At 62.6% G+C, this 26480-nt stretch carries 21 protein-coding genes and 1 pseudogene; 14 read left to right on the top strand and 8 right to left on the bottom strand.

Annotated features, from left to right (window positions below; all coding sequences use genetic code 11):
- Window positions 1–35: 35 nt before the first annotated feature.
- The 7 genes from HGO40_RS12410 to gap all read right to left on the bottom strand — a co-directional run bounded on the left by HGO40_RS12410 (window position 36) and on the right by gap (window position 8244).
- The gene (locus tag HGO40_RS12410) at window positions 36–1382 is read right to left on the bottom strand and encodes a CoA transferase (protein WP_250963238.1); all 1347 of its coding nucleotides are present in this window, start codon (window positions 1380–1382) and stop codon (window positions 36–38) included.
- A 35-nt stretch (window positions 1383–1417) separates the two neighbouring features.
- Window positions 1418–1861, bottom strand: a complete 444-nt coding sequence (locus HGO40_RS12405; RefSeq protein WP_250963237.1) for a YbaN family protein — start codon at window positions 1859–1861, stop codon at window positions 1418–1420.
- Window positions 1862–2023: 162 nt separating this feature from the next.
- Window positions 2024–2614 (bottom strand): biliverdin-producing heme oxygenase, encoded by a 591-nt coding sequence (locus HGO40_RS12400; protein ID WP_250963236.1) that lies wholly within the window; start codon window positions 2612–2614, stop codon window positions 2024–2026.
- A gap of 150 nt (window positions 2615–2764) precedes the next feature.
- On the bottom strand, window positions 2765–5359 hold the full coding sequence (locus HGO40_RS12395) for a TonB-dependent receptor (RefSeq protein ID WP_250963235.1): 2595 nt from the start codon (window positions 5357–5359) through the stop codon (window positions 2765–2767).
- Between the two features lie 119 nt (window positions 5360–5478).
- Complete coding sequence (locus HGO40_RS12390; RefSeq protein ID WP_250963265.1) at window positions 5479–6384, bottom strand: FecR family protein; 906 nt, start codon at window positions 6382–6384, stop codon at window positions 5479–5481.
- A gap of 129 nt (window positions 6385–6513) precedes the next feature.
- Window positions 6514–7026, bottom strand: a complete 513-nt coding sequence (locus HGO40_RS12385; RefSeq protein ID WP_053119086.1) for an RNA polymerase sigma factor — start codon at window positions 7024–7026, stop codon at window positions 6514–6516.
- Between the two features lie 216 nt (window positions 7027–7242).
- Window positions 7243–8244 carry a type I glyceraldehyde-3-phosphate dehydrogenase gene (gene gap, locus HGO40_RS12380; RefSeq protein ID WP_003184623.1) on the bottom strand — a complete coding sequence of 334 codons (1002 nt, stop codon included), beginning with the start codon at window positions 8242–8244 and terminating at the stop codon, window positions 7243–7245.
- 230 nt (window positions 8245–8474) lie between these two features.
- Here gap and edd point away from each other — a divergent pair, with 230 nt between their 5' ends.
- From edd to HGO40_RS12325, 11 genes and pseudogenes are all read left to right on the top strand, one after another.
- Window positions 8475–10301 carry a phosphogluconate dehydratase gene (gene edd, locus HGO40_RS12375; protein WP_250963234.1) on the top strand — a complete coding sequence of 609 codons (1827 nt, stop codon included), beginning with the start codon at window positions 8475–8477 and terminating at the stop codon, window positions 10299–10301.
- On the top strand, window positions 10298–11257 hold the full coding sequence (locus tag HGO40_RS12370; RefSeq protein WP_250963233.1) for a glucokinase: 960 nt from the start codon (window positions 10298–10300) through the stop codon (window positions 11255–11257). The genes edd and HGO40_RS12370 overlap by 4 nt, the downstream gene beginning before the upstream one ends.
- 183 nt (window positions 11258–11440) lie before the next feature.
- The gene (locus HGO40_RS12365) at window positions 11441–12172 is read left to right on the top strand and encodes a response regulator (RefSeq protein WP_250963232.1); all 732 of its coding nucleotides are present in this window, start codon (window positions 11441–11443) and stop codon (window positions 12170–12172) included.
- Window positions 12162–13631, top strand: coding sequence for an ATP-binding protein (locus tag HGO40_RS12360; protein WP_250963231.1), 1470 nt, complete (start codon window positions 12162–12164; stop codon window positions 13629–13631). Before HGO40_RS12365 ends, HGO40_RS12360 begins: the two co-directional genes overlap by 11 nt.
- A gap of 225 nt (window positions 13632–13856) precedes the next feature.
- Window positions 13857–15116: a D-mannose isomerase gene (locus tag HGO40_RS12355; protein ID WP_250963230.1), complete on the top strand. Its 1260-nt coding sequence runs from the start codon at window positions 13857–13859 to the stop codon at window positions 15114–15116.
- A gap of 116 nt (window positions 15117–15232) precedes the next feature.
- Window positions 15233–16534, top strand: coding sequence for an ABC transporter substrate-binding protein (locus HGO40_RS12350; protein ID WP_250963229.1), 1302 nt, complete (start codon window positions 15233–15235; stop codon window positions 16532–16534).
- Window positions 16535–16677: 143 nt separating this feature from the next.
- Window positions 16678–17586 (top strand): carbohydrate ABC transporter permease, encoded by a 909-nt coding sequence (locus HGO40_RS12345; protein WP_250963228.1) that lies wholly within the window; start codon window positions 16678–16680, stop codon window positions 17584–17586.
- Window positions 17579–18424, top strand: a pseudogene (locus tag HGO40_RS12340) (carbohydrate ABC transporter permease). Before HGO40_RS12345 ends, HGO40_RS12340 begins: the two are co-directional and overlap by 8 nt.
- A gap of 2 nt (window positions 18425–18426) precedes the next feature.
- The gene (locus tag HGO40_RS12335; protein ID WP_250963227.1) at window positions 18427–19587 is read left to right on the top strand and encodes an ABC transporter ATP-binding protein; all 1161 of its coding nucleotides are present in this window, start codon (window positions 18427–18429) and stop codon (window positions 19585–19587) included.
- Window positions 19588–19787: 200 nt separating this feature from the next.
- The gene (locus tag HGO40_RS12330) at window positions 19788–21134 is read left to right on the top strand and encodes a carbohydrate porin (protein ID WP_186709222.1); all 1347 of its coding nucleotides are present in this window, start codon (window positions 19788–19790) and stop codon (window positions 21132–21134) included.
- A 270-nt stretch (window positions 21135–21404) separates the two neighbouring features.
- Complete coding sequence (locus HGO40_RS12325; protein ID WP_250963226.1) at window positions 21405–22259, top strand: D-hexose-6-phosphate mutarotase; 855 nt, start codon at window positions 21405–21407, stop codon at window positions 22257–22259.
- A 140-nt stretch (window positions 22260–22399) separates the two neighbouring features.
- Here the strand turns inward: HGO40_RS12325 and HGO40_RS12320 are convergent, their stop codons facing one another.
- Window positions 22400–23260, bottom strand: coding sequence for a MurR/RpiR family transcriptional regulator (locus HGO40_RS12320; protein ID WP_250963264.1), 861 nt, complete (start codon window positions 23258–23260; stop codon window positions 22400–22402).
- Between the two features lie 196 nt (window positions 23261–23456).
- Between HGO40_RS12320 and zwf the strand changes: the two genes are divergently transcribed.
- From zwf to HGO40_RS12305, 3 genes are read left to right on the top strand one after another with little or no spacing between them, the layout of a single operon-like run.
- A complete protein-coding gene (gene zwf, locus HGO40_RS12315; RefSeq protein ID WP_250963225.1) occupies window positions 23457–24926 on the top strand; it encodes a glucose-6-phosphate dehydrogenase in 1470 nt (489 codons plus the stop codon).
- Complete coding sequence (pgl, locus tag HGO40_RS12310) at window positions 24913–25647, top strand: 6-phosphogluconolactonase (RefSeq protein WP_250963224.1); 735 nt, start codon at window positions 24913–24915, stop codon at window positions 25645–25647. Before zwf ends, pgl begins: the two co-directional genes overlap by 14 nt.
- Window positions 25644–26309, top strand: a complete 666-nt coding sequence (locus HGO40_RS12305) for a bifunctional 4-hydroxy-2-oxoglutarate aldolase/2-dehydro-3-deoxy-phosphogluconate aldolase (RefSeq protein ID WP_250963223.1) — start codon at window positions 25644–25646, stop codon at window positions 26307–26309. Before pgl ends, HGO40_RS12305 begins: the two co-directional genes overlap by 4 nt.
- The last annotated feature ends 171 nt before the right edge of the window (window positions 26310–26480 follow it).

Genomic DNA, 26480 nt, shown 5'->3' with positions numbered 1-26480 from the left:
CTCGCCACAGGGGCAGTTTTAACCGGTAGCGAGCGTCACCACCGTGCCCGATGCGCCCCCAGCTCAGCCGCCGGCAAAGTCCATTGCAGCGGCGTCCCGGTGATCTTCAAGGGCACCTGCAGGCGATGGGCTGGCCCCCATGGCGTCTGTTCGACGACCAACCCGTGATCATCTTCGGCCTCGGCCCGCAATGGGGTCGGGTCGCCGGCGCCACGTTCGATCAGCAGCTTCGCCGTGCGCGCTAGTGACAAGCGTGCCGAACCGCCGCGACCATTTTCCAAGCGCCGGGACAGCAGCACCAAGGCGCTGGCCGCCAGCAGATAGCCGGTGCCATGGTCCAGTGCTTGCACCGGCAGCGGTGTCGGTTTGTCGGTGTGTTTCCAAGCCATGCCGGCTTCGGCAATGCCACTGCTCATCTGCACCAGGCTGTCGAAGCCGCGCCGGTTCTGCCAGGGGCCGCTCCAGCCGTAGGCGTTGAGGCTGACGTCGATCAGGCCCGGAGCCAGTTTACTGCGCTGTTCGGCGCCGTAGCCCAGGCGTTCCAGAGCGTCGGCACGGTAGCCGTGCAGGAGGATGTCGGTGTCCTTGAGCAATGCCTCGAACGCCGCGCGATCATCGGCTCGATGCAGGTCGAGGCGGGCGCAGCGTTTGCCCAGGGTGACTTCCGGGACCACGCCGGGTTCGTTCCAGGTCGGCGGGTCGATGCGCAGCACGTCGGCCCCGAGGCCGGCGAGGAAGCGACTGGCGACGGGGCCGGCCAGCACCCGGGTCAGGTCCAGGACCCTGAGGCCCGCCAGTGGCTGGGTCACAGAGCCAGGCCAGGGTTTGTGCTGTCCTGCAGTCGTTTCACTCAGATGCACCAGCGGCTCGGCATGCACCGCCATGCCTTGAGGGTGAGTTTGCCAGGCCTGCCACGAACGCATCTGGGCAGCGCAACCGCCGGCGTCGACCACGGCTTGCTCCAGCTCGGCCTTGTTCCAGCGGGCGACCCTGGCCGCCATGTCGGTGCGGTCGGTGCAGGTGCCGAGGACTTTTTCCGCCGCCAGGCGATGATGCGGCGCGTTGGTGTGCAGGCGAATCCAGCCGTCGGCGCAGGCATAGTCGCCGGCCACCGGGTCCCACATCGGCGGCACACTCCAGCCGATGGGGCGCAGGGAAGTGGCGAACCAGAACGATGCCAGGCGCCGGTCGACCTCGACGGGGGGCTGGCGGCCGGTGTGATGGTGGATGAGCGCGGCGGTCGCCTGGCCGGCCACGGCGATGCTGGCGCTGGCCAGCTCCGTGACGGCGAATGCCGAGGGCAGGGCGCCTTCGCCGCTGAAGGTGATCGAGGTCGTGGGCAAGCCGAGCGCGGCTTGCATGGATGTGAGTAGATCTGCCATCGAAAGCCCCTCCTGAACCAGAGGGCGAGCATAGATCAAAAATCCGTTGGGGGCCGCTGCGCGCCCCAGCGGGAGCAAGCTCCCTCGCCACAAGAGCCCTGTGCTTGTTCCGGCCGCGACCAGATCCACAGGTTGCCCAGGACCATGCCCGCGAGCGCCAGGTAGACCGGCCAGCGGTGGTCGAGCATCACCAGCATCAACCCGGCACACAGCAGCATGCTGGCGCTGGCACCGACCTTGGCCCGGCGCGGGATGACCTTGCCGTTGCGCCAGTTGTGCAGCATCGGCCCGAACAGCCGATGGTTCTCCAGCCAGGCGCTCAGGCGCGGCGAACTGCGGGTCGCGGCCCAGGCGGCCAAGAGGATGAACTCGGTGGTCGGCAGTCCCGGCACGACGATGGCGACCAGGCCGATGGCCAGGCTGGTGTAGGCGAGCAGGGCGAAGAGCAGTTGGGTGAGTTTCGAGGGCGTGCGGCTCATCTATTGATATCCAACATGCGCTTTACCTTGTGGGAGCGAGCTTGCTCGCGATAGCGGTGTGTCAGGCGCATGTAGGTCGACTGATCTGACGCCATCGCGAGCAAGCTCGCTCCCACACGGGTTTATGCATTGACCATGAATCTCCTGTGGGAGTGGTGTGAATCAGGCCAACTCGGTCGCGTAAGCCTGTTCCAACAGCACCGTGAAGCGGTTAAAGGCATCCAGCGCGCCTTTGTCCGCCTCGGCTTCCTGTTGTTCGGTGAAGGTCAGGCCATCGAGGGTGCGGGTGAAGGTTTTCCAGCCTTCGGCGCGTCCGCCGGCGGGTTCGGCCAGGTGCCGGGCGCCGAAGGTTTCGCTCAGCCCCAGGCCCACGGCACGCTTGATCAGGAAGGCGGCGCCGAGCTTGGAGCCTTCGGAGACGAACAGCCAGCCCAGGGCTTCGGCCTGGGTCGGGGTTTTCACCGCACCGGCCACCGGCCCGGGGACTTCGGTGTCCAGGTCGGCGAGATCCGCCTTGGCTGCGTCGGCACGGCAGCGGGCTGGCAGGTCGGGAATCAAGGCGGCCAGTTCGGCGTCGTTGTACAGCGCCACCAGTTCCGACTGGAACAGGTACTGGGCGACGACGAAGCGGGCGAAGCTGGCCGGGGTGTCGAACGGGGCATGGGCCTTGACCAGCGCGTCGAGCTTGCTGTGGGGCTCGTGGATGATCTGGTTCAGGCGTTGGGAACGTGAAGCGGGACGTTGTGTGGTCATGAAAAAATTCCTTCGAGTTGGAACATTGTGGCGAGGGAGCTTGCTCCCGCTCGGTTGCGCAGCGACCGCAAGTTCTTGGGACTGCTGCGCAGTCCAGCGGGAGCAAGCTCCCTCGCCACAGGGCATTTGGCTTGCCGACAAAAATCTTGGTCAGATATCCCAGATCAGGTTCACCGCGAAGTTACGCCCGGGCGCCGTCAGGCGATCGAGGTTGGCGGGGCTCAGCACGGCCGCTTCGCCGACGCTGTCGTAGCCGCGCACGTCGTCCCACAGCCAGTATTTCTTGTCGGTGAGGTTGTAGAGGCCGCCGCTGACGGTCACGTCGCCGGTCACCTTGTAGTAACCCGTCAGGTCGAGGATGCCGAAGCCTGGTGTCTTGAATTGGCTGCTCACGCCATCGGGGGAGTTGAAGTTGCTGTCGTCGACGCGGTCCTTTTTCTTGACCAGGGTCCAGCTGAGCAAGGTGCCGAACTGCTTCTGGTCGTAGCCCAGGCCGAACACGCCGGTGAGGGGGTTGATGCTGTTGAGCGGTTCGCCCGTGTCGTTGTTGCGACCGTAGAGGTAGGCCACCGAACCCTGGGTGTAGAGGCCTTCTGGCGCGCCCAGCACGTCCAGGTCCAGGCGTCCCTTGGCTTCGACGCCCTTGATGGTGGCGTGCTTGATGTTGTTGCTCTGGAAGGTCAACTGGTCGTCGCCGGGGGCGATGGCGTCCTCGTTGATGAAGTCGCGGTACTTGTTGTAGAACACCGCCACGTCGAACGAGCCGGAATCGAAACGGCCACGCAGGCCGGTCTCGTAGCCCTGGCTTTTTTCCGGTTCCAGATCGGGGTTGGGTTCTACGCTATAGCCGGCGCCGGGGTTGTCGAAACGACCGTACAAAGCCTTGGCGGTCGGGGTGCGGAAACCTTCGGCGTACTGGCCGTACCAGGTGTACTCATCGCTCAGGGCGTAGGTCACGCCGAACTTGGGCGAGACGCGATGCCAGGTCTTGTTCTTGCCGCTGACTGTACCGCCGCCGGTAGGGTCCACGGTACTGAGGAATTCCTCGGTCAGGTGCGGCTTGAGCCGGGTGTAGTCGTAGCGCAGGCCGGGGGTGAAGGTCCATTTGTCCCAGCTGATCTGGTCCTGGGCGAACAGGCTGTAGGTGTTGATGGTCGGGTCGGGGAAGTCACTGGCTTTTGCCAGCACGTCCCGGGTGCTGATGGCGCCCACCGCCGAGCAACCGACGCCGACCGCCAGGCACACGCCATTGCCACTGCGCGAGCCGGTGACTTTCTGTTGCTTGAGGGTGGTGCCGTAGGTCAAGGCGTGGTCGGTGTCGGCGACGCTGAAGGCCTTGTCCAGTTGCGCATCGAAGACCCACTGCTTCTCTTCGTACAGGGTCTCCCGGGTGCGCAGGACCTGGCGGGTGATGGGGAAATAGAATTCGGCGGTGCTCTGGTCGGTCTTGGCGACCTGGTGATTCAGGCTCCACTTGACGTGATCGGCCAGCAGGCTGTCGAGGGCGAAGCTGTGTTCCAGGCCGAAACGCTCGCGGGTGATGGTGTCGTTGCCGGTGCGCCACTGGTACATGCCACCGGGCAGTACGAAGTCGGGAATCGCCGGCTGGCCGTTGGCGTAGGGGCCGCCATAGGCGCTTTTCAGGTCGGTGTCGCGGTCGTCCTTGTATTTTTCATAGACCAGGCCAAGGCGTGCGTCATCGCTATAGTTCCAGCCGAGCTTGGCCAGCACGTTGTAGGTGCGCACGTCTTCCGGGTTGGCGGCGGTGCGGTCCAGGCCGGTGCCGTTGTGGCTGCCGTAGGACTCGGTTTCGTGGCCGTCACGCTGGCTATAGTGCAGCAAGCCATCGACTGGGCCGCTACGGCCGGCAACGGTGGCGGACTTGAGCCAGCTCTCGTCGGCTGAGCTGTAGCCGGTCTTCAGGCGCGCGCCGACGTCCTCGCCCGGCTTGATGATGTCGTCCGGATCGAGGGTGAAGTAGCTGACGGCACCGCCAATGGCATTGCTGCCGTACAGCACCGAGGCCGGACCGCGAAGGATTTCCACGCGCTTGATGATTTCCGGGTCGACGTAGTTGCGCTGGGTCTTGGCATAGGGGCCGTTGAAGAACCCGCCGGGTATTTCCACGCCGTCGACCTGGGTCAGGATCCGATTGCCGTCGATGCCGCGGATGTTGTAGCCGCTGATGCCGCCGCGCTGGCCCGCGCCACCCACTGATACGCCCGGTTCATAGCGCACCAGGTCCTTGAGGGTATTGACGTTGTTACGGTCCAGTGCCTGGCGGTCGTGGACGGTGACCGTGCTCGGTACGCTGGTGATGTCCTGTTCCTGGCGGGTGGCGCTGATGGTCACCTGCTGCAGTTCCAGCGCGCTGCCGCGGCTGCGTTTTTCCAGGACGATGCTGTTGTCGCCCAGCTTGCGATAGCTCAGTTGGGTCCCCGCCAGCAGGCGTTCCAGGGCTTTTTCCGGCGGCAGCGAGCCGTTCACCCCTGGCGACGCGACGCCTTCGGCCAGTTCCGCCGGCAGGCCGACCTGCCAGCCGGTGACCGCGGTGAATGCATTCAGGGCCGAGACCAGGGGTTGCCGGGCGATGGCAAAGGTGTAGTCGCCTATGTTGCGTGCCGGGGGCTGTACGGTGGTAGCGGCCAGGGCGAGCGGCGCGGTGCCGGCCATCAGGATGGCGGCTGTGAGCAGTGACAGCGTGCAAGAAGGGGCAAGAAACCGGCAAGTAAGGCGAGAGGACATCGATAGCGCTCCGTGTCGCATCTGTTATAGGTGCAGATTCGCATGGCTAGATGCGAATCAATTGCATTGGCTATAACGAGACGAACCAGCGAAGCCTATCGAGTAAAAATAATTCTCATTTAGTTCAGGATCACCAGCGCCGGGAATTCCTGTAGGCGCGCCGAGGTAATGTGGGCCAGGGAACGGACCACGTCCAGCGGCTGATCGAGGCGGTAATTGCCGGTCACCGCGACGTTGGCCAACTGTTCGTTGCTGTTGATGATCCAGCCGGGGTAGTAGCGGCGCAGCTCGGCCAGTACCTGGCTCAGCGGCCGGTTCTCGAACACCAGTCGACCCTGGACCCAGGCCAGCTCGGTGCTGGCATCGAGCCGGGCCGGGCGGTCGAAGCCGTTGGGGCCGATGCGGATGCTTTCCCCGGCCGACAGCCGCACATGGGTGTCGTTGCGGTTGGCCCGCAGGTCCACATCGCCGCGCTGCACCTGGACCTGGGCCACACCGTCGAGGTAACGCACGGCGAATGTGGTGTCGCTGACGCTGGCGGTGACCGGGCCGGCATCGATTTCCAGCGGCAGGGTGCGGTTGCCCGGGACTTCGAAGAAGGCCTCGCCTTTGTACAGGCGCGCCACGTGCCGTTGTTCGTTGAACGTGCTGGAGAAGGCCGAATCGGTGTTGAGCAGGACCTTGGAACCGTCCTCCAATTGCAGGCGCTGGCGCTCACCGACCACGGTCAGGTGATCGGCCTGGAGATGCAGAGGCAGGTCGCTGAAGTTGAACAGGCCGAGAAACAGAACAGCGGCGGTGGCCAGGGGTTTCCACTGGGCACGCAGGCGCGACAGCGCGGTGACCTTGGGCGCGGTTTCCAGCCGGCGGGCACTTTCCAGCACCTGCGGGCCGCTCCAGATCGCCTGGGCCCGGGCAAACGCCTCGCCGTGACGTGGAGCGGCCGCCAGCCAGGCCTGGAACTGCCGCGTCTGTTCCGCGCTGGGGCTGTCCAGCAGGATCAGCCAGTCCAGCGCCTGCTCCATGGCATGGGCGGTTTCCGACGTCGGCTCAGGAGAAGGGGAGTAGTCCGTCACGGTGGGTTCTCTTATTAGCGGCCCGCACAAGCTACAAGCCGCAGGCAGTAGGAGGCAAGCCTGTACGCAGCGTGAAGTTCATAGGTTGCGTTCCGCCACACCCACACAGATCGCCATGATCAGCTTCAGTTCCTTCTGCACGGTGCTCAGGGATACACCGAGCCGTTCGGCGATTTCCTGGTAACTGTGGCCATGCAGGCGACTGAGAATGAAGATCTGCTGTTGTCGCGGGCTCAGGGCTTGCAAGCTGACGTCCAGGCGCTCGAGCAGTTGCTGGGCATGGGCGGCGTCCTCGGCACTGCTCTGGGGGGCGACGACGTTGTGGACGACTTCCAGCGGTACGTCGTCCAACAGCGTTCGGGATTGGATGCGCCGGGCACGCAGATGGTCCAGCGCCAGGTTGCGGGCGGTTTGGAAAACAAAGGGTTCGAGGTGCTCGACCGTACGTTCGGCCAATGCTCGGGTGACGCGCAGGTAGGTTTCCTGAAGCAGGTCTTCGGCGGTACTGGGGTTGCTGACCATGCGCTCGAGGGTGCGTAGCAGCGGCGTGCGCTGGGCGAGGAAGACATGATGAAAGCGCGATTGACTCACGGTAGGGCCCGATCCGGTTCTAGCAGATGATAATGCTTATCATCTGCGTGACGGGTCAAGCCTTCATTTCATCGATGTTGTAACCCTGTGGGAGCGAGCTTGCTCGCGATGACGGAGTGTCAGTCGCCATTGATGTTGGCTGATACACCGCTTTCGCGAGCAAGCTCGCTCCCACAGAAAAGCGCCCACAGAAAAGCTCAAGAACTACCGTGGCAGTTACTCGGCGTTACACAACGCCAGGCAGTTATCCAGCATGCGGTTGGAGAAGCCCCATTCGTTGTCATACCAGGCCAGCACCTTGAGCAGCTTGCCGCTGGCCTTGGTGTGGTTGGCGTCGAAGATCGACGACAGCGGGTTGTGGTTGAAATCGCTGGAGACCAGCGGCAGGGTGTTGTAGCCGAGGATCTTCGAATGCTGGCTGGCATGGCGCAGCAGTTCGTTGACTTCTTCGGCCGAGGCTTCGCGCTTGAGCTGCACGGTGAGGTCGACCAGGGAGACGTTGATCACCGGTACGCGCACGGCCATGCCGGTCAGCTTGCCTGCCAGTTCCGGCAGCACCAGGCCCACCGCTTCGGCGGCGCCGGTCTTGCTCGGGATCATGTTCTGGGTGGCCGAACGGGCGCGGTACGGGTCGCTGTGGTAGACGTCGGTCAGGTTCTGGTCGTTGGTGTAGGCATGGATAGTGGTCATCAGGCCGCTTTCGATGCCCAGCTCGCGGTGCAGCACCTGGGCCACCGGGGCCAGGCAGTTGGTGGTGCACGACGCGTTGGAGATGATCTGGTGGGACTGGCGCAGGATGTCATGGTTCACGCCATACACGACGGTGGCATCGGCGCCCTTGGCCGGGGCCGAGATGATCACCTTGCGGGCGCCGGCGCTGATGTGCGCGGCTGCCTTGGCACGGTCGGTAAACAGACCGGTGCATTCGAACACGACGTCGATTTTCTCGGCGGCCCAGGGCAGTTCGGCCGGGTTGCGGATGGCGCTGACCGAGATGCGGTCGCCATTGACCGTCAGGCTTTCGTGATCGTGCTGGACGTCGGCATCGAAGGTGCCATGCACGGTGTCGAACTTGAGCAGATGGGCATTGATTGCACTGTCACCCAGGTCGTTGATGGCGACGATCTGCAGGTCGCGACGGTAGCCTTGGGTATACAGTGCACGGAGGACGTTGCGGCCGATGCGGCCAAAACCATTGATTGCGATTCGAAGAGTCATTAACTGCGCCGCCGTCGATTTGTTGTTGGAATTACAAGATTATTCGCATAAAAATAGAAAACAAGCCTTTTTAGTGGCAATATTTTGTTTTATCTACAACGAGTGACCTGAATCAACTGGTCCGAATGGTCAAAAACCGGCTGTCGCCTCGCCTTCCACACAGCGTGCAGCGGGCTTTTGACCAGCATAGACAATCAGGTCGCCACATCCGTTAGCCTGGAGTTCTACACATGCATCCCCGCGTTCTTGAGGTCACCGAACGGCTTATCGCCCGCAGCCGCGCCACGCGTGAGGCTTACCTTGCATTGATCCGTGGTGCCGCCAGCGACGGTCCGATGCGTGGCAAGCTGCAATGCGCCAACTTCGCTCATGGCGTGGCCGGTTGCGGCACCGAAGACAAGCACCATCTGCGGATGATGAACGCCGCCAACATCGCCATCGTGTCGTCCTATAACGACATGCTCTCGGCTCACCAGCCCTACGAAACCTTCCCGGAACAGATCAAGAAAGCCCTGCGCGAAATCGGCTCGGTCGGCCAGTTCGCCGGTGGCACGCCGGCGATGTGCGACGGCGTGACCCAGGGCGAGGCGGGGATGGAACTGAGCCTGCCGAGCCGCGAAGTGATCGCGCTGTCCACGGCGGTGGCGTTGTCCCACAACATGTTCGACGGCGCACTGATGCTCGGCATCTGTGACAAGATCGTTCCGGGCCTGATGATGGGCGCGCTGCGCTTCGGTCACTTGCCGACGATCTTCGTGCCCGGCGGGCCGATGGTCTCGGGCATTTCCAACAAGGAAAAAGCCGACGTGCGCCAGCGTTACGCCGAAGGCAAGGCCGCCCGCGAAGAGCTGCGGGAATCGGAGATGAAGTCCTACCACAGCCCCGGCACCTGCACCTTCTACGGCACCGCCAACACCAACCAGTTGTTGATGGAAGTGATGGGCCTGCACTTGCCGGGCGCCTCGTTCGTCAACCCGAACACGCCGCTGCGCGATGCCCTGACCCGTGAAGCGGCGTTCCAGGTGACGCGCCTGACCAAGCAGAGCGGCAATTTCATGCCCATCGGCGAAATCGTTGACGAGCGCTCGCTGGTCAACTCCATCGTCGCGCTGCATGCCACCGGCGGTTCCACCAACCACACCCTGCACATGCCGGCCATTGCCATGGCGGCGGGTATCCAGCTGACCTGGCAGGACATGGCCGACCTCTCCGAGGTGGTGCCGACCCTGAGCCACGTCTACCCGAACGGCACGGCCGACATCACCCACTTCCAGGCGGCGGGCGGCATGTCGTTCCTGATCCGGGAGTTGCTGGAAGCCGGTTTGCTTCACGAAAACGTCAACACCGTGCTCGGTCACGGCCTGAGCCGCTACACCCAGGAGCCGTTCCTCGAGGACGGCGAACTGGTATGGCGCGACGGTCCGCTCGAAAGCCTCGACGAAACCATCCTGCGCCCGGTGGCCCGCGCCTTCTCGCCAGAAGGCGGGGTGCGGGTGATGGAAGGCAACCTCGGCCGCGGCGTGATGAAAGTCTCGGCCGGGGCCTTGGAAAACCAGGTGGTCGAGGCCCCGGCCAGGGTCTTCCAGGACCAACAGGACCTGGCGGACGCCTTCAAGGCCGGCCTGCTGGAAAAAGATTTTGTCGCGGTGATGCGCTTCCAGGGCCCGCGCTCCAACGGCATGCCGGAGCTGCACAAGATGACGCCATTCCTCGGTGTGCTGCAGGATCGCGGCTTCAAAGTGGCGCTGGTGACCGACGGGCGCATGTCCGGCGCATCGGGGAAAATCCCGGCGGCCATCCATGTCAGCCCGGAAGCTTATGTCGGTGGTGCGTTGGCCCGGGTGCAGGAGGGCGATATCATCCGTGTCGATGGCGTCAAAGGTACCTTGGAACTGAAGGTGGACGCCGAGGAATTTGCCGCGCGCACGCCGGCCAAGGGCCTGTTGGGCAACAACATAGGCACTGGTCGCGAGCTGTTCGGTTTCATGCGCATGGCCTTCAGCTCGGCGGAGCAGGGCGCCAGCGCCTTCACTTCTGCCCTGGAGACGCTTAATTGAAACTGGCTTTGGTCGGTGACATCGGTGGGACCAACGCACGCTTCGCGCTGTGGAAAAATCACACCCTGGAAAACATCCAGGTGCTGGCCACGGCGGATTACGCCTGCCCGGAAGATGCCATCGAGGTTTACTTGAGTGGCATGGGCCTGAAGCCGGGCGCCATCGGTTCGGTGTGCCTGTCGGTGGCGGGTCCGGTGAGCGGCGATGAGTTTCGTTTTACCAACAATCACTGGCGCTTGAGCAACCTGGCGTTCTGCGAAAGGTTGCAGGTGGAGAAGCTGTTGCTGGTCAACGATTTCTCGGCCATGGCCCTGGGCATGACTCGCTTGCGTCCCGATGAATACCGGGTCGTGTGCGAAGGCACCCCGGAGCCGATGCGCCCGGCGGTGGTGATCGGGCCGGGCACCGGGCTGGGCGTCGGTACGCTGTTGGATCTGGGTGAGGGCCGGTTCGCCGCGTTGCCGGGGGAGGGCGGCCATGTCGACCTGCCCATGAGCAGCCCGCGGGAAACCCAGTTGTGGCAGCACATCTACAACGAGATCGGCCACGTCAGCGCCGAAACCGCTTTGAGCGGCAGCGGTTTGCCTCGGGTGTACCGGGCCATTTGCGCCGTGGACGGCCATGTGCCAGTGCTCGATACCCCCGAATCCATCACCGCGGCCGGCCTGGCTGGCGACCCAATCGCTTTGGAAGTATTGGAGCAGTTCTGTCGCTGGCTGGGGCGCGTGGCGGGCAACAATGTGTTGACGCTGGGCGGACGCGGCGGCGTCTACATCGTCGGTGGCGTGGTCCCGCGCTTTGCCGATTTCTTCCTCGAAAGCGGTTTCGCCAAGTGCTTCGCCGACAAGGGTTGCATGAGCGATTATTTCAAGGGCATTCCGGTCTGGCTGGTGACCGCGCCATACTCCGGCCTGATGGGCGCGGGCGTGGCGTTGGAGCAATCCGCCGCAGCTTGAAGTTTGAAAATGTCCCCCCCTGTGGGAGCGAGCTTGCTCGCGATAGCGGCCTATCAGCCAACATCAAGGTGACTGGCACTCCGCTATCGCGAGCCAGCTCGCTCCCACAAGGTTTTGCAGTGTGTTTGTAGAACCCGTCCATCAGGCATAATCGCCCCCATCCAAACAACAAGGACGAGGCCCGTGAGTTCAGTAAACAAATCGATTTTGTTGGTCGACGACGACCAGGAGATTCGCGAGCTGCTGGACACCTACCTCAGCCGTGCGGGTTTCCACGTGCGGACCACGCCCGACGGCGCCGGGTTTCGCCAGGCGGTGCACGATGCACCGAGCGACCTGGTGATCCTCGATGTCATGCTGCCCGATGAAGACGGCTTCAGCCTTTGCCGCTGGGTTCGCCAACATCCACGCCAGGCGCATGTGCCGATCATCATGCTCACCGCCAGTTCCGACGAGGCCGACCGGGTCATCGGTCTTGAGCTGGGCGCCGATGATTACCTGGGCAAACCCTTCAGCCCGCGTGAACTGCAGGCGCGCATCAAGGCGCTGCTGCGCCGGGCGCAATTCGGCCAGGAACGCGCCGGCGGCGAAGTGCTGGCCTTCGATGAATGGCGGCTGGACATGGTCAGCCATCGGCTGTTCCATACCGACGGTGAAGAAGTGATTCTCTCCGGTGCCGACTTCGCTTTGCTCAAGTTGTTTCTCGACCATCCCCAGGAAATCCTCGACCGCGACACCATTGGCAACGCGACGCGTGGCCGTGAGCTGATGCCCCTGGACCGGATCGTCGACATGGCGGTCAGCCGCCTGCGCCAGCGCCTGCGTGACACCGACAAGCCGCCGCGGCTGATTCGTACGGTGCGGGGCAGCGGTTACCAGCTGGCGGCCAGTGTGGTTGCCAGCAATGGTCATTGACGGGATCAAGAAAATCGCCCGGCGGGTACCGGTGCCACGCTCGTTGCTGGGCCGGATGCTGCTGCTGACCTTGTTGGTGGTGCTGTTCGCCCAGACCCTGTCCAGCCTGATCTGGGTTTCGCAATTGCGCGCGACTCAGCTCGAAGGCCTGGTCACCAGCGCCCGCAGCCTGGCCCAGGCGATGACCGCCAGCGTCAGTTATTTGCGCGCGCTGCCCGTGGCGTACCGGCCGTTGGTGCTGGACCAGTTGCGCAGCATGGGCGGCACGCGGTTCGTCGTCACCCTCAACGACAAACCCCTGGGCATGGACGTGCTGCCAGTGACGCCGCGCAAGCAGGCGGTGCTCACGGCCGTGGATGAAGTGCTGCGCCGCTCCTTGGGTCATAACGCCGACATCTCGGTGACGTTCGTCAGCCCCGACGACCTGCGGATTTTCAATGCCGGGCTCAAGCTCGATGAACTGCCTCGCGCGTGGGCCCACTATGCCCTGACCCTGGAGCCGGTAAATCCACCGGTGCTGGTCACGCAGATCCAGATGGCGCCGGGTGAGTGGCTGTACATCGCCTCGCTGCTGCCCGAACCCTACACCAGCCTCGAAGAACAAGACCTGCCCAAGCAACAGGTTGGTTTCATCGTGCTCACCAGCAGCCTGTTGTTGCTGTTCATCGGCTTGCTGGTGCACTGGCAGAGCCGGCCCCTCAAGCGATTGGCCCGGGCCGCGCGGGACATGTCCCTGGGTGCCGAGGTGGAGCCGGTGGCCGAGGGCGGCGGCAGCGAAGTGGTGGAAGTGGGGCGGGCGTTCAATGCCATGCGCGAACGCATCAGCCGTTACCTGACGGAGCGCAGCCAGTTGTTCAGCGCGATCTCCCACGACTTGCGCACACCGATCACCCGATTGCGGCTGCGGGTCGAGCTGCTGGAGGACGAAAACCTGCAAGCCAAGTTCGGCCGTGACCTGGATGAACTGGAGCTGCTGGTCAAAGGCGCGCTGCAATGCGTCAAGGACACCGACATCCACGAGAACATCGAGCCGGTGGACCTCAACCATGTGCTCGATTGCCTGGTCGAGCCGTACCTGGCGCCCAACGGCAATGGCCGGGTGACCCAGGATGGCCGGGCGCTGGCGCCGTATCCCGGCAAGCCGCTGGCCCTCAAGCGCTGCATCGGTAACCTGATCGACAACGCCTTGAAATACGGACAGAACGCCCACCTGCACATCGATGACGATGAAACCGCGTTCATCCTGCACGTCGACGACGAAGGGCCGGGTGTGCCGGAACAGCGCCTGGAGCAAGTTTTCGAGCCGCATTTCCGTCTCGCCGGGCAACAGCAGGGCTATGGCCTGGGCCTCGGTATCGCCCGCAACATTGCCCACAGCCATGGCGGCGAGGTGAGCCTGCAGAACCTTCGTGAAGGGGGGTTGCGGGTGACGTTGCAGTTGCCTCGTAGTGTGGATTAGCAACACCGCGTTATCGTTCTTCGCGAGCAGGCTCGCTCCCACAGGGATTTTGTGAACGCCGAAGATCTAGTGTGGGAGCGAGCCTGCTCGCGAAGGCGCCAGTCGCCTCAACGCATCTCTCAAGGAATGTCACAACTCGGTGACATAACTCGCCCCTTTCGTTACCTGCCACCCACCCTCCCTTGTTTAGACTCCCTGCGTCAAAACAACAAAAAAGGTACTCCGATGGACACCTTCCAACCGGCCTTCAGCAGTTGGCTGAACGCCCCTGCCCACCAGCGTTGGCTCGCCGATGAAGGCGTGCGGCTGCTGGCGTTCGCCAAGGCCTCGAAGCTGCCGGACGGCTTTGGCAACCTGGATGAGCTTGGGCGCCTGCCGGCCGATGCCCGGGCCGAAACCATGAACACCGCGCGCATGACCCACAGCTTCGCCATGGCCCACATCCAGGGCTTGCCGGGTTTCGCCGAGCTGGTGGACCACGGTATCCAGGCCCTCAACGGCCCCTTGCGCGATGCCGAGCATGGTGGCTGGTTCGCCACGTCGCAACCCGATGCGGACAGCACCGGCAAAGCCGCCTACCTGCATGCCTTCGTCGCCTTGGCAGCCAGTTCCGCGGTGGTGGCCCAGCGTCCCGGCGCCCCTGCGTTGCTGGACGAAGCGGTGCGGATCATCGACGCGCATTTCTGGTGCGAAGAAGAGGGCGCCATGCGCGAATCCTTCAACCGCGACTGGCGCGAGGAAGAGGCCTATCGGGGCGCCAACAGCAACATGCACGCCACCGAAGCCTTTCTCGCCCTGGCCGATGCCACCGACGATCCGCGTTGGCTGGCCCGCGCCCTGCGTATCGTCGAGCGGGTGATCCATGACCATGCCGCCGCCAACGACTACTTGGTGGTGGAACATTTCGATCGCCATTGGCAGCCACTGCGCGACTACAACCAGGACAATCCCGCCGATGGTTTTCGCCCCTACGGCACCACGCCCGGCCACGGCTTCGAATGGGCGCGGTTGTTGCTGCACCTTGAAGCGGCGCGGGTGCAGATTGGCATGCTGACCCCGGGTTGGCTGGCCCAGGACGCGCAAAAACTCTTCGACCAGAACTGCCGCCACGGCTGGGACGTCGATGGTGCGCCGGGCATTGTCTACACCCTGGACTGGGACAACCGCGCCGTGGTTCGCCCCCGCCTGCATTGGGTCCACGCCGAAGCGGCGGCCGCGGCCAGCGCCTTGCTCAAGCGCACCGACGAGGCGAAATACGAAGCCTGGTATCGGCGTTTCTGGGAGTTCTGTGACAAGCATTTCATCGATCGCTGCAACGGCAGTTGGCATCACGAACTCGATCCGCAGAACCGCCCCAGCGCCGATATCTGGCCGGGCAAGCCGGACCTGTATCACGCCTGGCAAGCAGTCCTGATTCCACGCCTGCCCCTGGCACCGAGCATGGCGTCAGCCCTGGCGCGGTTATCCAGCCCTGCACCTGTGTAACCATGTCGTGACATTTGCACGTCCCTTCGTTACCTGCGAAGGGATTCCCTCTGATTAGAATCCATGCAGCGCAAGCTCCAGACTTGCATGCATAACAACAAGAAAGGTAATTCTAGATGAATGCGATTTCTCGCCTCGCTACTGTCATTTCTCTTGCTTCCCTGCTTCCCGTCGCAGCATTTCCCGTCACTGCCCTTGCCGCCGAATCCAAAGGTTCCGTGGAAGTCGTCCACTGGTGGACGTCGGGTGGCGAAAAGGCCGCGGTCGATGTGCTCAAGGCCCAGGTAGAAAAAGACGGCTTTACCTGGAAGGACGGCGCTGTCGCCGGTGGTGGTGGTTCCACTGCCATGACCGTACTCAAGAGCCGTGCCGTGGCCGGCAACCCACCGGGTGTCGCCCAGATCAAGGGCCCGGACATCCAGGAGTGGGCGTCCACCGGGCTGCTCGACACCGACATCCTCGAGGACGTCGCCAAGGCCGAGAAGTGGGACAGCCTGCTCGACAAGAAAGTCTCCGATACCGTGAAGTACGAAGGTGACTACGTCGCCGTGCCGGTGAATATCCACCGCGTCAACTGGCTGTGGATCAACCCGGAAGTCTTCAAGAAAGCCGGCATCACCAAGAACCCGACCACCCTTGAAGAGTTCTACGCGGCTGGCGACAAGCTCAAGGCGGCGGGTTTCATTGCGCTCGCCCATGGCGGCCAGCCTTGGCAGGACAGCACCGTGTTCGAAGCCGTGGTGCTCTCGGTCATGGGTGCCGAGGGCTACAAGAAGGCCCTCGTCGACCTGGACAACAAGGCCCTGACCGGTCCGGAAATGGTCAAGGCGCTGACCGAGCTGAAGAAAGTCGCGACCTACATGGACGCCGACGGCAAGGGCCAGGACTGGAACCTCGAAGCAGCCAAGGTCATCAACGGCAAGGCCGGCATGCAGATCATGGGTGACTGGGCCAAGAGCGAGTGGACCGCCGCGAAGAAAGTCGCCGGCAAGGACTACGAGTGCGTGGCCTTCCCGGGCACCGACAAGGCCTTCACCTACAACATCGACTCCCTGGCGGTGTTCAAGCAGAAGGACGCAGGCACTGCGGCGGGCCAGCAGGATATCGCCAAGGTCGTGCTGGGTGAGAACTTCCAGAAAGTCTTCAGCATCAACAAGGGCTCGATCCCGGTGCGCAACGACATGCTGGGCGACATGGCCAAGTACGGTTTCGACTCCTGCGCCCAGACCGCGGCCAAGGACTTCCTGACGGACGCCAAGTCCGGCGGCTTGCAGCCGAGCATGGCGCACAACATGGCGACCACGCTGGCGGTACAGGGTGCGTTCTTCGATGTGGTGACCAACTACATCAACGACCCGAAAGCCGACCCGGCCGATGCTGCCAAGAAATTGGGTGCAGCGGTTCAGTCAGCCAAGTAATTAGCGCCGCGGTCCCTTTGTGGGAGCGAGCTTGCTCGCGATAGCGGAGTGTCAGGTAGCAGATGAGTCACTGACACACCGTCATCGCCAGCAAGCTCGCTCCCACAGAGGGATACCCTTGTAACCTTGTTTTGGATCTTCCCATGAGTTCTGTTGCTGTGTTCAGCAAGGCCTCGCCGTTCGATGCATTGCAGCGCTGGCTCCCGAAACTGGTGCTGGCGCCGAGCATGTTCATCGTTCTGGTGGGCTTCTATGGCTATATCTTGTGGACGTTCGTCCTGTCGTTCACCACTTCGACGTTCCTGCCGAACTACAAATGGGCAGGCCTGGCGCAGTATGCGCGGCTGATGGACAACGACCGCTGGTGGGTGGCGAGCAAGAACCTGGCGCTGTTCGGCGGCCTGTTCATTGGCATCACCCTGGTGATCGGCGTGCTGCTGGCCGTGTTCCTGGACCAGCGCATTCGTCGCGAAGGTTTCATCCGCACCATTTACCTGTACCCGATGGCGCTGTCGATGATCGTCACCGGTACGGCCTGGAAATGGCTGCTCAACCCGGGCATGGGCCTGGACAAATTGTTGCGTGACTGGGGCTGGGAAGGCTTCCGCCTGGATTGGCTGATCGCCCCGGACCGCGTGGTGTATTGCCTGGTGATCGCGGCGGTGTGGCAAGCGTCGGGTTTCATCATGGCGATGTTCCTGGCCGGCCTGCGGGGTGTCGACCAATCGATCATCCGTGCCGCCCAGATCGATGGCGCGAGCATGCCGCGCATCTATTGGAAAGTGGTGCTGCCGAGCCTGCGCCCGGTGTTCTTCAGCGCCGTGATGATCCTGGCACACATCGCGATCAAGAGCTTCGACCTGGTGGCGGCGATGACAGCCGGTGGCCCGGGTTATTCCTCCGACCTGCCTGCCATGTTCATGTATTCGTTCACCTTCAGTCGCGGCCAGATGGGCATGGGCGCGGCCAGTGCAATCCTGATGCTCGGTGCGATCCTCGCGATCATCGTGCCTTACCTGTACTCCGAGCTGAGGACCAAGCGTCATGACTAGTCTCGCTGCCAAACCCTCCATCAGCCTGAGTCGCATCGCGATCTACGCGGTGCTGATCCTCGCCGTACTGCTTTACCTGGTGCCGTTGGTGGTCATGCTGTTGACCAGCTTCAAGACGCCGGAAGACATCAGCACCGGCAACCTGCTGAGCTGGCCGACCGTGGTCAGCGGCATCGGTTGGGTCAAGGCCTGGGCCACGGTCGACGGCTACTTCTGGAACTCGATCAAGATCACCGTCCCGGCGGTGCTGATCTCTACCGCCATCGGTGCCTTGAATGGCTACGTGTTGTCGATGTGGCGCTTCCGCGGTTCGCAGCTGTTCTTCGGCCTGTTGCTGTTCGGCTGCTTCCTGCCGTTCCAGACCGTCCTGCTGCCGGCCTCGTTCACCCTTGGCAAGATGGGCCTGGCCAGCACCACCACCGGGTTGGTGTTCGTGCACGTGGTCTACGGCCTGGCATTCACCACGCTGTGCTTCCGCAACTACTACGTCAGCATTCCCGATGCGCTGGTGAAGGCGGCGCGACTGGACGGTGCGGGTTTCTTCCCCATTTTCCGGCGGATCATCCTGCCAATGTAGACCCCGATCAGCATGGTTTGCCTGATCTGGCAGTTCACGCAGATCTGGAACGACTTCCTGTTCGGCGTGGTGTTCTCCAGCGGTGATTCGCAACCCATCACCGTGGCGCTGAACAACCTGGTCAACACCAGTACCGGGGCCAAGGAATACAACGTGGACATGGCGGCGGCGATGATCGCCGGGCTGCCGACCCTGCTGGTCTATGTGGTGGCAGGCAAGTATTTCGTGCGCGGCCTGACGGCCGGCGCAGTCAAGGGGTAATCATGGCAACGCTTGAACTTCGCAATGTAAACAAGACCTATGGTGCCGGCCTGCCGGATACCCTGAAGAACATCGAGTTGTCGATCAAGGACGGTGAGTTCCTGATCCTCGTCGGCCCGTCGGGCTGCGGCAAGTCGACGCTGATGAACTGCATCGCCGGCCTGGAGACCATCACCGGCGGCGCCATCATGATCGGTGACCAGGATGTCAGCGGCATGAGCCCGAAGGATCGCGACATCGCCATGGTGTTCCAGTCCTACGCGCTGTACCCGACCATGAGCGTGCGCGAGAACATCGAGTTCGGCCTGAAAATCCGCAAGATGAAACAGTCGGACATCGACGAAGAAGTCAACCGCGTGGCCAAGCTGCTGCAGATCGAGCACTTGCTCAATCGCAAGCCTGGCCAGCTTTCCGGCGGCCAGCAACAGCGCGTGGCCATGGGCCGGGCCCTGGCGCGGCGGCCGAAGATCTACCTGTTCGACGAACCGCTGTCCAACCTCGACGCCAAGCTGCGGGTCGAGATGCGCACCGAAATGAAGCTGATGCACCAGCGCCTGAAGACCACCACGGTCTACGTCACCCACGACCCGATCGAAGCCATGACCCTGGGGGACAAAGTGGCGGTGATGAAGGACGGGATCATCCAGCAGTTCGGCACGCCGAAAGACATCTACACCAACCCGGCCAACCTGTTCGTGGCGAGCTTCATCGGTTCGCCGCCGATGAACTTCATCCCGCTGCGCCTGCAACGCAAGGACGGTCGCCTGCTGGCACTGCTCGACAGCGGCCAGGCCCGTTGCGAGCTGCCGCTGGGCATGCAGGACGCCGGCCTGGAAGACCGCGAAGTGATTCTTGGCATGCGTCCGGAACAGATCGCGTTGGCCGGCAGCGAGCCCAATGGTTTGCCGACCATTCGCGCCGAAGTCCAGGTCACCGAGCCTACCGGGCCGGACACCCTGGTATTCGTCAACCTCAACGACACCAAGGTCTGCTGCCGCCTGGCGCCGGACGTGGCACCGCAGCCGGGGGAAACCCTGACGCTGCAATTCGATCCGTCGAAAGTGCTGCTGTTCGACGCCCAGTCCGGCGAGCGCCTGGGCGTGGCCGGCCAGCCGCAAACCGATGCCCGAAGTGCCAACGTAGCGCAGTTCAAAGGCCGGTGAGAGGCCTGTGTGGGAGCGAGCTTGCTCGCGATGACGGTACATCAGTTGCTGCCGAGGTGAATGACACACCGCTATCGCGAGCAAGCTCGCTCCCACAGAAAAAGGAGTATGCGGTGAGTGGGGGACCATCCATCGCAATCGTTGTAAACCGCGTTAGATAAAAACAGTTAATAACAATAAATAAAGACGAGGATGTAGGGATGAAAAAGCAAAAAAACGCCCAGCGTATCTGCCAGTTGTCAGCCGTTGCGGCGATGATGCTGGCCGGTAGCGCACACGCAGCCGACGCGTTCAGCGCCGATTCGCAGTGGATGACGGGCGACTGGGGCGGTGAACGGACCAAGCTGATCGAGCAAGGTATCGATATCAAGGCGGATTTCGTCGGTGAGATGGGTGCCAACCTCCACGGCGGCTACAACGATGACAAGACCGCGCGCTGGTCCCAGCAGTTTGGCCTGGGCGTCGCGCTCGACCTGGAAAAACTGGCAGGCTGGGGTGATACGGAAGCCAAGATCCAGTTCACCCGACGTGACGGTCGCAACATCTCCAACGACCGCATCGGTGATCCACGCGCCGGTACCCTCAGTTCTTCCCAGGAAGTCTGGGGCCGTGGGCAAACCACGCGTCTGACCCAGTTGTGGATCAAGCAGAAATACTTCGACAGCAAACTGGATGTCAAAGCCGGTTATTTCGGTGAGGGCGAAGACTTCAACACCTTCCCGTGCGAATTCCAGAACCTGGCGTTCTGCGGTTCACAAGCGGGTAACTGGGCGACCGGCATCTGGTACAACTGGCCGATCATGCAGGCGGCGATTCGCGTCAAATACAACCTCACGCCTGAGCTCTATGCGCAAATCGGCGCCTACAACCAGAACCCTTCGCAGCTGGAAAACAACAACCGCTACAAACTCAGCGGCAGCGGTACCAAGGGTACCCTCATTCCGGTCGAGTTGGTCTGGTCGCCGAAGATCAATAACCTGCCGGGTGAATACCGTGTTGGTTACTACAAAAGTACAGCCAAGGCCGATGACGTCCGTGAAGACGAGGATGGCAACGACGCCGCGACCACCGGCAACGCCTATCGCAGCCACAGCAGCAAGGACGGCTACTGGCTCGTCGTGCAACAACAGCTCACCAGCCACAACGGTGATGCTTCGCGCGGCCTGAACATCGCCGCCAACGCTACTTTCCATGACAAGGAAACCAACGTCGTCGACAACTACCAGTCGTTGATGTTCGTGTACAAGGGGCCGTTCGATGCTCGTCCAAAAGACGATGTCGGCATCGGTTTCTCGCGTATCCATGTCAACGAAGACGTGAAGAAAAACTCCGAACTGGTCAACGCCGCCAATGGCGTCACCGACTACGACGATCCGCTGTTCGCGCCACTGCGTAGCACTGAATACAACTACGAGATCAACTACGGTTTCCACGTCACCAACTGGCTGACCGTGCGTCCGAACCTGCAGTACATCACTCACCCAGGTGGTGTGGATGAAGTCGACAACGCGCTGGTGGCCGGCCTGAAAATTCAGTCGGTGTTCTAACGCTGTTGCGATAAGCTCCTCTCTATGTGCGCATATTTGCGGACGGCCAAGGCTGTCCGCTTTTTTTTGCGGAGCGCAGAACCTGTGGCGAGGGAGCTTGCTCCCGCTGGGTTGCGAAGCGACCCTAGAGCCATTCACTGCGGTGTTTGCGCCAGACCGCATTCGCCTCGTTTGCGACTGCTTCGCAGCCGAGCGGGAGCAAGCTCCCTCGCCACAAAAGAACGCGTTGCAAACAGATGAGCAATTCAATGATTCCCAGGACCGCGGCCCATGCATGAGCATCCGCTACAACGCTTTTTCAGATCCTTGCGCGAGCGCCCGGTATTCGCGTGGGAGCGCTATCGGCAGCGCGATGTGTTGGTGATCGATCACCCGTTGTGCCAGGCGGTGTTCAGTCGCCAGGGCGCGCAGTTGCTGCACTTCCAGCCGCGCGGCCAGAAGCCCTGGTTGTGGTGCGCGGCCAAGTGGCCGCAAGTCGGGGCGATACGCGGCGGGGTGCCGGTGTGCTGGCCGTGGTATGGCCGTCATCCCAGCGAAAACGCCTGGCCGTCCCACGGTTGGGCACGGTTGATCGATTGGAAACTGCTAGACAGCCGCAGTGATGAAGGGGGCGTGCATTTGCACTGGCAACTGCAGTTGTGCGACTGGCAAGTGGACCTGCATGCCGACCTGGGTGAACGCATGGAGCTGCGCTTGAGCACCGAGCACCAGGACAGCCTGCCGTGCCAGTTGAGCCAGGCTTTGCACGCTTACTGGCGTATCGGTGATGTCGGTGAGGTAGCGCTGTCTGGGCTCGAAGGCGCCCAGGGTTATGACCAGTTGAGCCGCGAAGCTTGCCAGCAGGAAGGCGAGTTACGGGTCGAGGGCGGTTGTCAGCGGGTGTTCCAGCATGAAGGCGAATTGCAGCTCAAGGATCACGCCTGGCAGCGCGAATTGTGCATCGACACCGGTGACAGCGCCGACACCGTGGTCTGGCATCCTGGCACCCGGCCGTTGCTGGGCGTGAGTTGGGATGAGGTCAGTGAGTTTGTCTGTGTCGAAGCGGCCAGTGGCGGCACCGACAGCCTGTGCCTGGCGCCGGGGGAGCGGGCGCACTTGAGTTTGCAGGCGTGGGTGGGGGCTTAGCTCAGGATCTCCGGTGTGGCGGCTGGCCCCTTCGCGAGCAAGCTCGCTCCCACATTGGATCTTTGGTGTTCACAAACCCCCTGTGGGAGCGAGCTTGCTCGCGATGACGGACTACCAGACGCTAGAGATCCTGGACCGAATCAGTTGAACTCATCCCCCACCGGATACCGGCTGGCATTCAGGCTTTCCTTGATCTTGCGCAGGTGCGGCTGGAAGTCCACGCCACGGCGCAGGGTCATGCCGGTGGCGAGCACGTCCAGCACGGTGAGCTGGATGATTCGCGAGGTCATCGGCATATAGATGTCAGTGTCCTCGGGCAGGGGGATGTTCAGGCTCAGGGTACTGGCCTTGGCCAGCGGCGAACCTTCGGCGGTCAGGCCCAGCACCGAGGCGCCGTTTTCCCGGGCGATGCGTGCCACTTCCACCAATTCGCGGGTGCGGCCGGTGTAGGAATTGATCACGAACAGTTCGCCGGTATGGGCCACCGACGCGATCATGCGCTGCATCAGCACGTCGGCGTGGGCGGTCACCGCCAGGTTGAAGCGAAAGAACTTGTGCTGGGCATCCAGGGCCACCGGGGCGGAGGCGCCGAGGCCGAAGAAGTGGATCTGCCGGGCCTGGATCAGCAGGTCCACGGCGCGGCTGATTAAATTGGGATCAAGGGCCTGGCAGGCGCTGTCCAATGAGGCAATGGCGCTGCCAAAGATCTTGCGGGTATAGGCTTCAGGGTTGTCGTCGGCTTCCACTGCGCGGCTGACATAAGCGGCGCCGCTGGCCAGGCTCTGGGCCAATTGCAGCTTGAGTTCCGGGTAGCCGCTGACGCCGAACGAGCGGCAGAAGCGGTTGACGGTCGGTTCGCTGACCGAAGCCGCCTGGGCGAGGGCGGCGATGCTGAAGCGGGTGGCCTGCTGCGGGTTGAGCAGGATGATCTCGGCCACCTTGCGTTCGGCCTTGTTCAGGTCTTCAAGGCGACTCTGGATCTGTTCCAGTAGATTTCGCACGCGGTCCATACAAGATTCCTAGGAAGACGGGTCTTTGATACGACCCTTTGCGGTGGCCTATCCTACTGATGGCTCCGGCGGACCACCACTCGGAATCAGTATTTTCGAAAAATGTTGTGGTTATTACTACATTTTTCCTTGAGTGATACCTTGAAAAAAGGTATTTGTAGTTTAACTTGATAAAAGAACAAACATCATGCCTTCGATTACGGTTGAACCGTGCACCTTTGCCTTGTTCGGCGCGTTGGGCGATCTGGCCCTGCGCAAGCTCTTTCCTGCCCTGTATCAACTCGATGGCGCTCAACTGTTGCACGAGGACACGCGGATCATTGCGCTGGCCCGTGAACCCGGCGGCGAGCAGCAGCACCTGGCATTCATTGCCGCCGAGCTGCGTCGCTACGTGGGGGAAAAAGACGTGGACGAAGCCGTGCTCGAGCGCTTCCTGGCACGTTTGACCTATCTGCACGTGGATTTCCTCAAGGCCGACGATTACGTAGCCCTGGCCGAAGCGGCCGGTTCGGCCCAGCAGGTCATTGCCTATTTCGCCACCCCGGCGGCGGTGTATGGGGCGATCTGCGAGCACCTGGCGAAGGTCGGCTTGAGCGAAAACACCCGCGTCGTCCTGGAAAAACCGATTGGTTCGGACCTGGAGTCGTCGCGCAAGGTCAACGACGCCGTGGCGCAGTTCTTCCCGGAAAACCGTACCTATCGCATCGACCATTACCTGGGCAAAGAGACGGTCCAGAACCTGATCGCGTTGCGGTTCGCCAACAGCCTGTTCGAGACCCAGTGGAACCAGAACTACATCTCCCACGTGGAGATCACCGTGGCCGAGAAGGTCGGTATCGAGGGTCGCTGGGGCTATTTCGACAAGGCCGGCCAACTGCGGGACATGATCCAGAATCACCTGCTACAGCTGTTGTGCCTGATCGCCATGGATCCTCCGGCCGACTTGTCCGCCGACAGCATCCGCGACGAGAAGGTCAAGGTGCTCAAGGCCTTGGCCCCGATCAGCCCGGAAGGCCTGACCACCCAGGTGGTGCGCGGCCAGTACATCGCCGGCCACAGCGAAGGCAAGGCGGTGCCTGGCTACCTCGAAGAACCCAATTCCAACACCCAGAGCGACACCGAGACGTTCGTCGCCCTGCGCGCCGACATCCGCAACTGGCGTTGGGCTGGGGTGCCGTTTTACCTGCGTACCGGCAAGCGCATGCCGCAGAAGCTGTCGCAGATCGTCATTCACTTCAAGGAACCGTCCCACTACATCTTCGCCCCCGAGCAGCGCTTGCAGATCAGCAACAAGCTGATCATCCGCCTGCAACCGGACGAAGGGATTTCCTTGCGGGTGATGACCAAGGAGCAGGGCCTGGACAAGGGCATGCAATTGCGCAGTGGTCCGCTGCAACTCAACTTCTCCGACACCTATCGCAGCGCACGTATCCCCGATGCCTACGAGCGGTTGTTGCTGGAAGTCATGAACGGCAATCAGAACCTGTTTGTCCGTAAAGATGAAATTGAAGCCGCGTGGACGTGGTGTGACCAGTTGATCGCCGGGTGGAAGAAGTCCGGCGATGCGCCCAAGCCGTATGCGGCCGGGTCGTGGGGACCGATGAGCTCCATTGCACTGATCACGCGGGATGGGAGGTCGTGGTATGGCGATATCTGATGTGAAACTGCCGCAGGGCGTCAGCGCCCATGCATTCAAGAATCCGGTGCTGCTGGCCGAAGGCCTGGCGCTGAAGGTGGCCGAGCAGTTGCGCGACGCAATCGACGCGCGCGGTGCGGCGACCCTGGTGGTCTCCGGTGGCCGCAGCCCGGTGGCGTTTTTCCAGCACCTGGCCAAGCAGGCGCTGGACTGGTCCAAAGTGGTGGTCAGCCTGGCCGACGAGCGCTGGGTACCGGTTGAACACGCCGACAGCAACGCCGGCCTGCTCAAGCGTTACCTGTTGCAAGGCGCGGCGGCCAAGGCCCAGTTCCTGAGCCTCTACAGCGCCAGCGCCAACCTGGAAGCGGCGGCCGAACAGGCGGACCGTTTGCTGGCCGAGCTGCCGCCTATCGACGTGTTGGTACTGGGCATGGGCGATGACGGGCATACCGCCTCGCTGTTCCCCGACAGTCCGAACCTGGCCCAGGCCCTGGACACCAATGGCGCACGCCGCTGCTGGCCGATGCTGGCGCCGACCGTGCCGCACCAGCGCCTGACCATGAGCCGTGCCTTGCTGGCCTCGGCGCAACACAAAGTGCTGTCGATTTCCGGCCAATCGAAGTTGACCACATTGAACGCTGCGGTGGCGGGTGACGACGTCGCCGAAATGCCGATCCGCGCGTTTCTGCACCCTACGTTAGAGATTTACTGGTGCCCATGCACCAAGGATCAGCCGCTTTGACAAACCCATCCCCGACCGTTTCCATGGCGGACAAAGTTGCCCTGATCGACAGCCTCTGCGCCAAGGCGCGGATCCTGCCGGTGATCACCATCGCCCGTGAACAGGACATCCTGCCGCTGGCCGAGGCCCTGGCCGCCGGCGGCCGGACGGCGCTGGAAGTGACGCTGCGTTCCCAATTCGGCCTCAAGGCCATCCAGGTGCTGCGCGAGCAGCGTCCGGAACTGGTGACCGGCGCCGGCACGGTGCTCGACCGCCACATGCTGGCCGCCGCCGAGGCTGCCGGTTCGCAGTTTATCGTCACCCCGGGCATTACCCGTGATCTGCTCGAAGCCAGCGTCTACAGCCCGATCCCGTTGCTACCCGGCATCAGCAATGCCTCGGGAATCATGGAAGGCTACGGCCTGGGCTATCGCCGCTTCAAACTGTTCCCGGCCGAAGTCAGCGGCGGCGTCGCGGCCATCAAGGCCTTGGGCGGCCCGTTCGGCGAAGTGAAATTCTGCCCGACCGGCGGCGTGAGCCCGGCCAATATCAAAAGCTACATGGCGTTGAAAAACGTGATGTGCGTGGGCGGTAGCTGGATGCTCGATCCGGAGTGGATCAAGAACGGCGATTGGGCCCGCATTCAGGAATGCACCGCCGAGGCCTTGGCGCTGCTGGACTGATTTTTTACCGAACCTCGTTGGGTGCTCTACGGTTTTACGGTGCGCTTGGTCGGCGCACCGTTTTTTTTTTGCCCGGGGTTTGGCCCTGAACTCTGCCCTTGTGGCGAGGGGATTTATCCCCGCTGGGTCGCGTAGCGGCCCCCTTGTTTTTGGGGCTGCTACGCAGCCCAA

Origin of the sequence: Pseudomonas sp. CG7, assembly GCF_023701885.1 — a bacterium.
In the GTDB taxonomy this organism is placed as follows: domain Bacteria; phylum Pseudomonadota; class Gammaproteobacteria; order Pseudomonadales; family Pseudomonadaceae; genus Aquipseudomonas; species Aquipseudomonas zanjanensis.
The sequence above is the reverse complement of the archived record's forward strand: the minus strand, read 5'-3'. Positions and strand labels throughout refer to the sequence as shown.

Excerpts from the sequence above, each read along its gene's own strand:
- HGO40_RS12395 (WP_250963235.1), bottom strand. The coding sequence starts at position 5,359 with ATGTCCTCTCGCCTTACTTGCCGGTTTCTTGCCCCTTCTTGCACGCTG.
- HGO40_RS12360 (WP_250963231.1), top strand. The coding sequence starts at position 12,162 with ATGGTCATTGACGGGATCAAGAAAATCGCCCGGCGGGTACCGGTGCCA.
- HGO40_RS12330 (WP_186709222.1), top strand. The coding sequence starts at position 19,788 with ATGAAAAAGCAAAAAAACGCCCAGCGTATCTGCCAGTTGTCAGCCGTT.
- gap (WP_003184623.1), bottom strand. The coding sequence starts at position 8,244 with ATGACTCTTCGAATCGCAATCAATGGTTTTGGCCGCATCGGCCGCAAC.
- HGO40_RS12335 (WP_250963227.1), top strand. The coding sequence starts at position 18,427 with ATGGCAACGCTTGAACTTCGCAATGTAAACAAGACCTATGGTGCCGGC.
- HGO40_RS12345 (WP_250963228.1), top strand. The coding sequence starts at position 16,678 with ATGAGTTCTGTTGCTGTGTTCAGCAAGGCCTCGCCGTTCGATGCATTG.
- HGO40_RS12350 (WP_250963229.1), top strand. The coding sequence starts at position 15,233 with ATGAATGCGATTTCTCGCCTCGCTACTGTCATTTCTCTTGCTTCCCTG.
- pgl (WP_250963224.1), top strand. The coding sequence starts at position 24,913 with ATGGCGATATCTGATGTGAAACTGCCGCAGGGCGTCAGCGCCCATGCA.
- zwf (WP_250963225.1), top strand. The coding sequence starts at position 23,457 with ATGCCTTCGATTACGGTTGAACCGTGCACCTTTGCCTTGTTCGGCGCG.
- HGO40_RS12355 (WP_250963230.1), top strand. The coding sequence starts at position 13,857 with ATGGACACCTTCCAACCGGCCTTCAGCAGTTGGCTGAACGCCCCTGCC.
- HGO40_RS12410 (WP_250963238.1), bottom strand. The coding sequence starts at position 1,382 with ATGGCAGATCTACTCACATCCATGCAAGCCGCGCTCGGCTTGCCCACG.
- HGO40_RS12325 (WP_250963226.1), top strand. The coding sequence starts at position 21,405 with ATGCATGAGCATCCGCTACAACGCTTTTTCAGATCCTTGCGCGAGCGC.
- HGO40_RS12390 (WP_250963265.1), bottom strand. The coding sequence starts at position 6,384 with ATGGAGCAGGCGCTGGACTGGCTGATCCTGCTGGACAGCCCCAGCGCG.
- edd (WP_250963234.1), top strand. The coding sequence starts at position 8,475 with ATGCATCCCCGCGTTCTTGAGGTCACCGAACGGCTTATCGCCCGCAGC.
- HGO40_RS12400 (WP_250963236.1), bottom strand. The coding sequence starts at position 2,614 with ATGACCACACAACGTCCCGCTTCACGTTCCCAACGCCTGAACCAGATC.
- HGO40_RS12405 (WP_250963237.1), bottom strand. The coding sequence starts at position 1,861 with ATGAGCCGCACGCCCTCGAAACTCACCCAACTGCTCTTCGCCCTGCTC.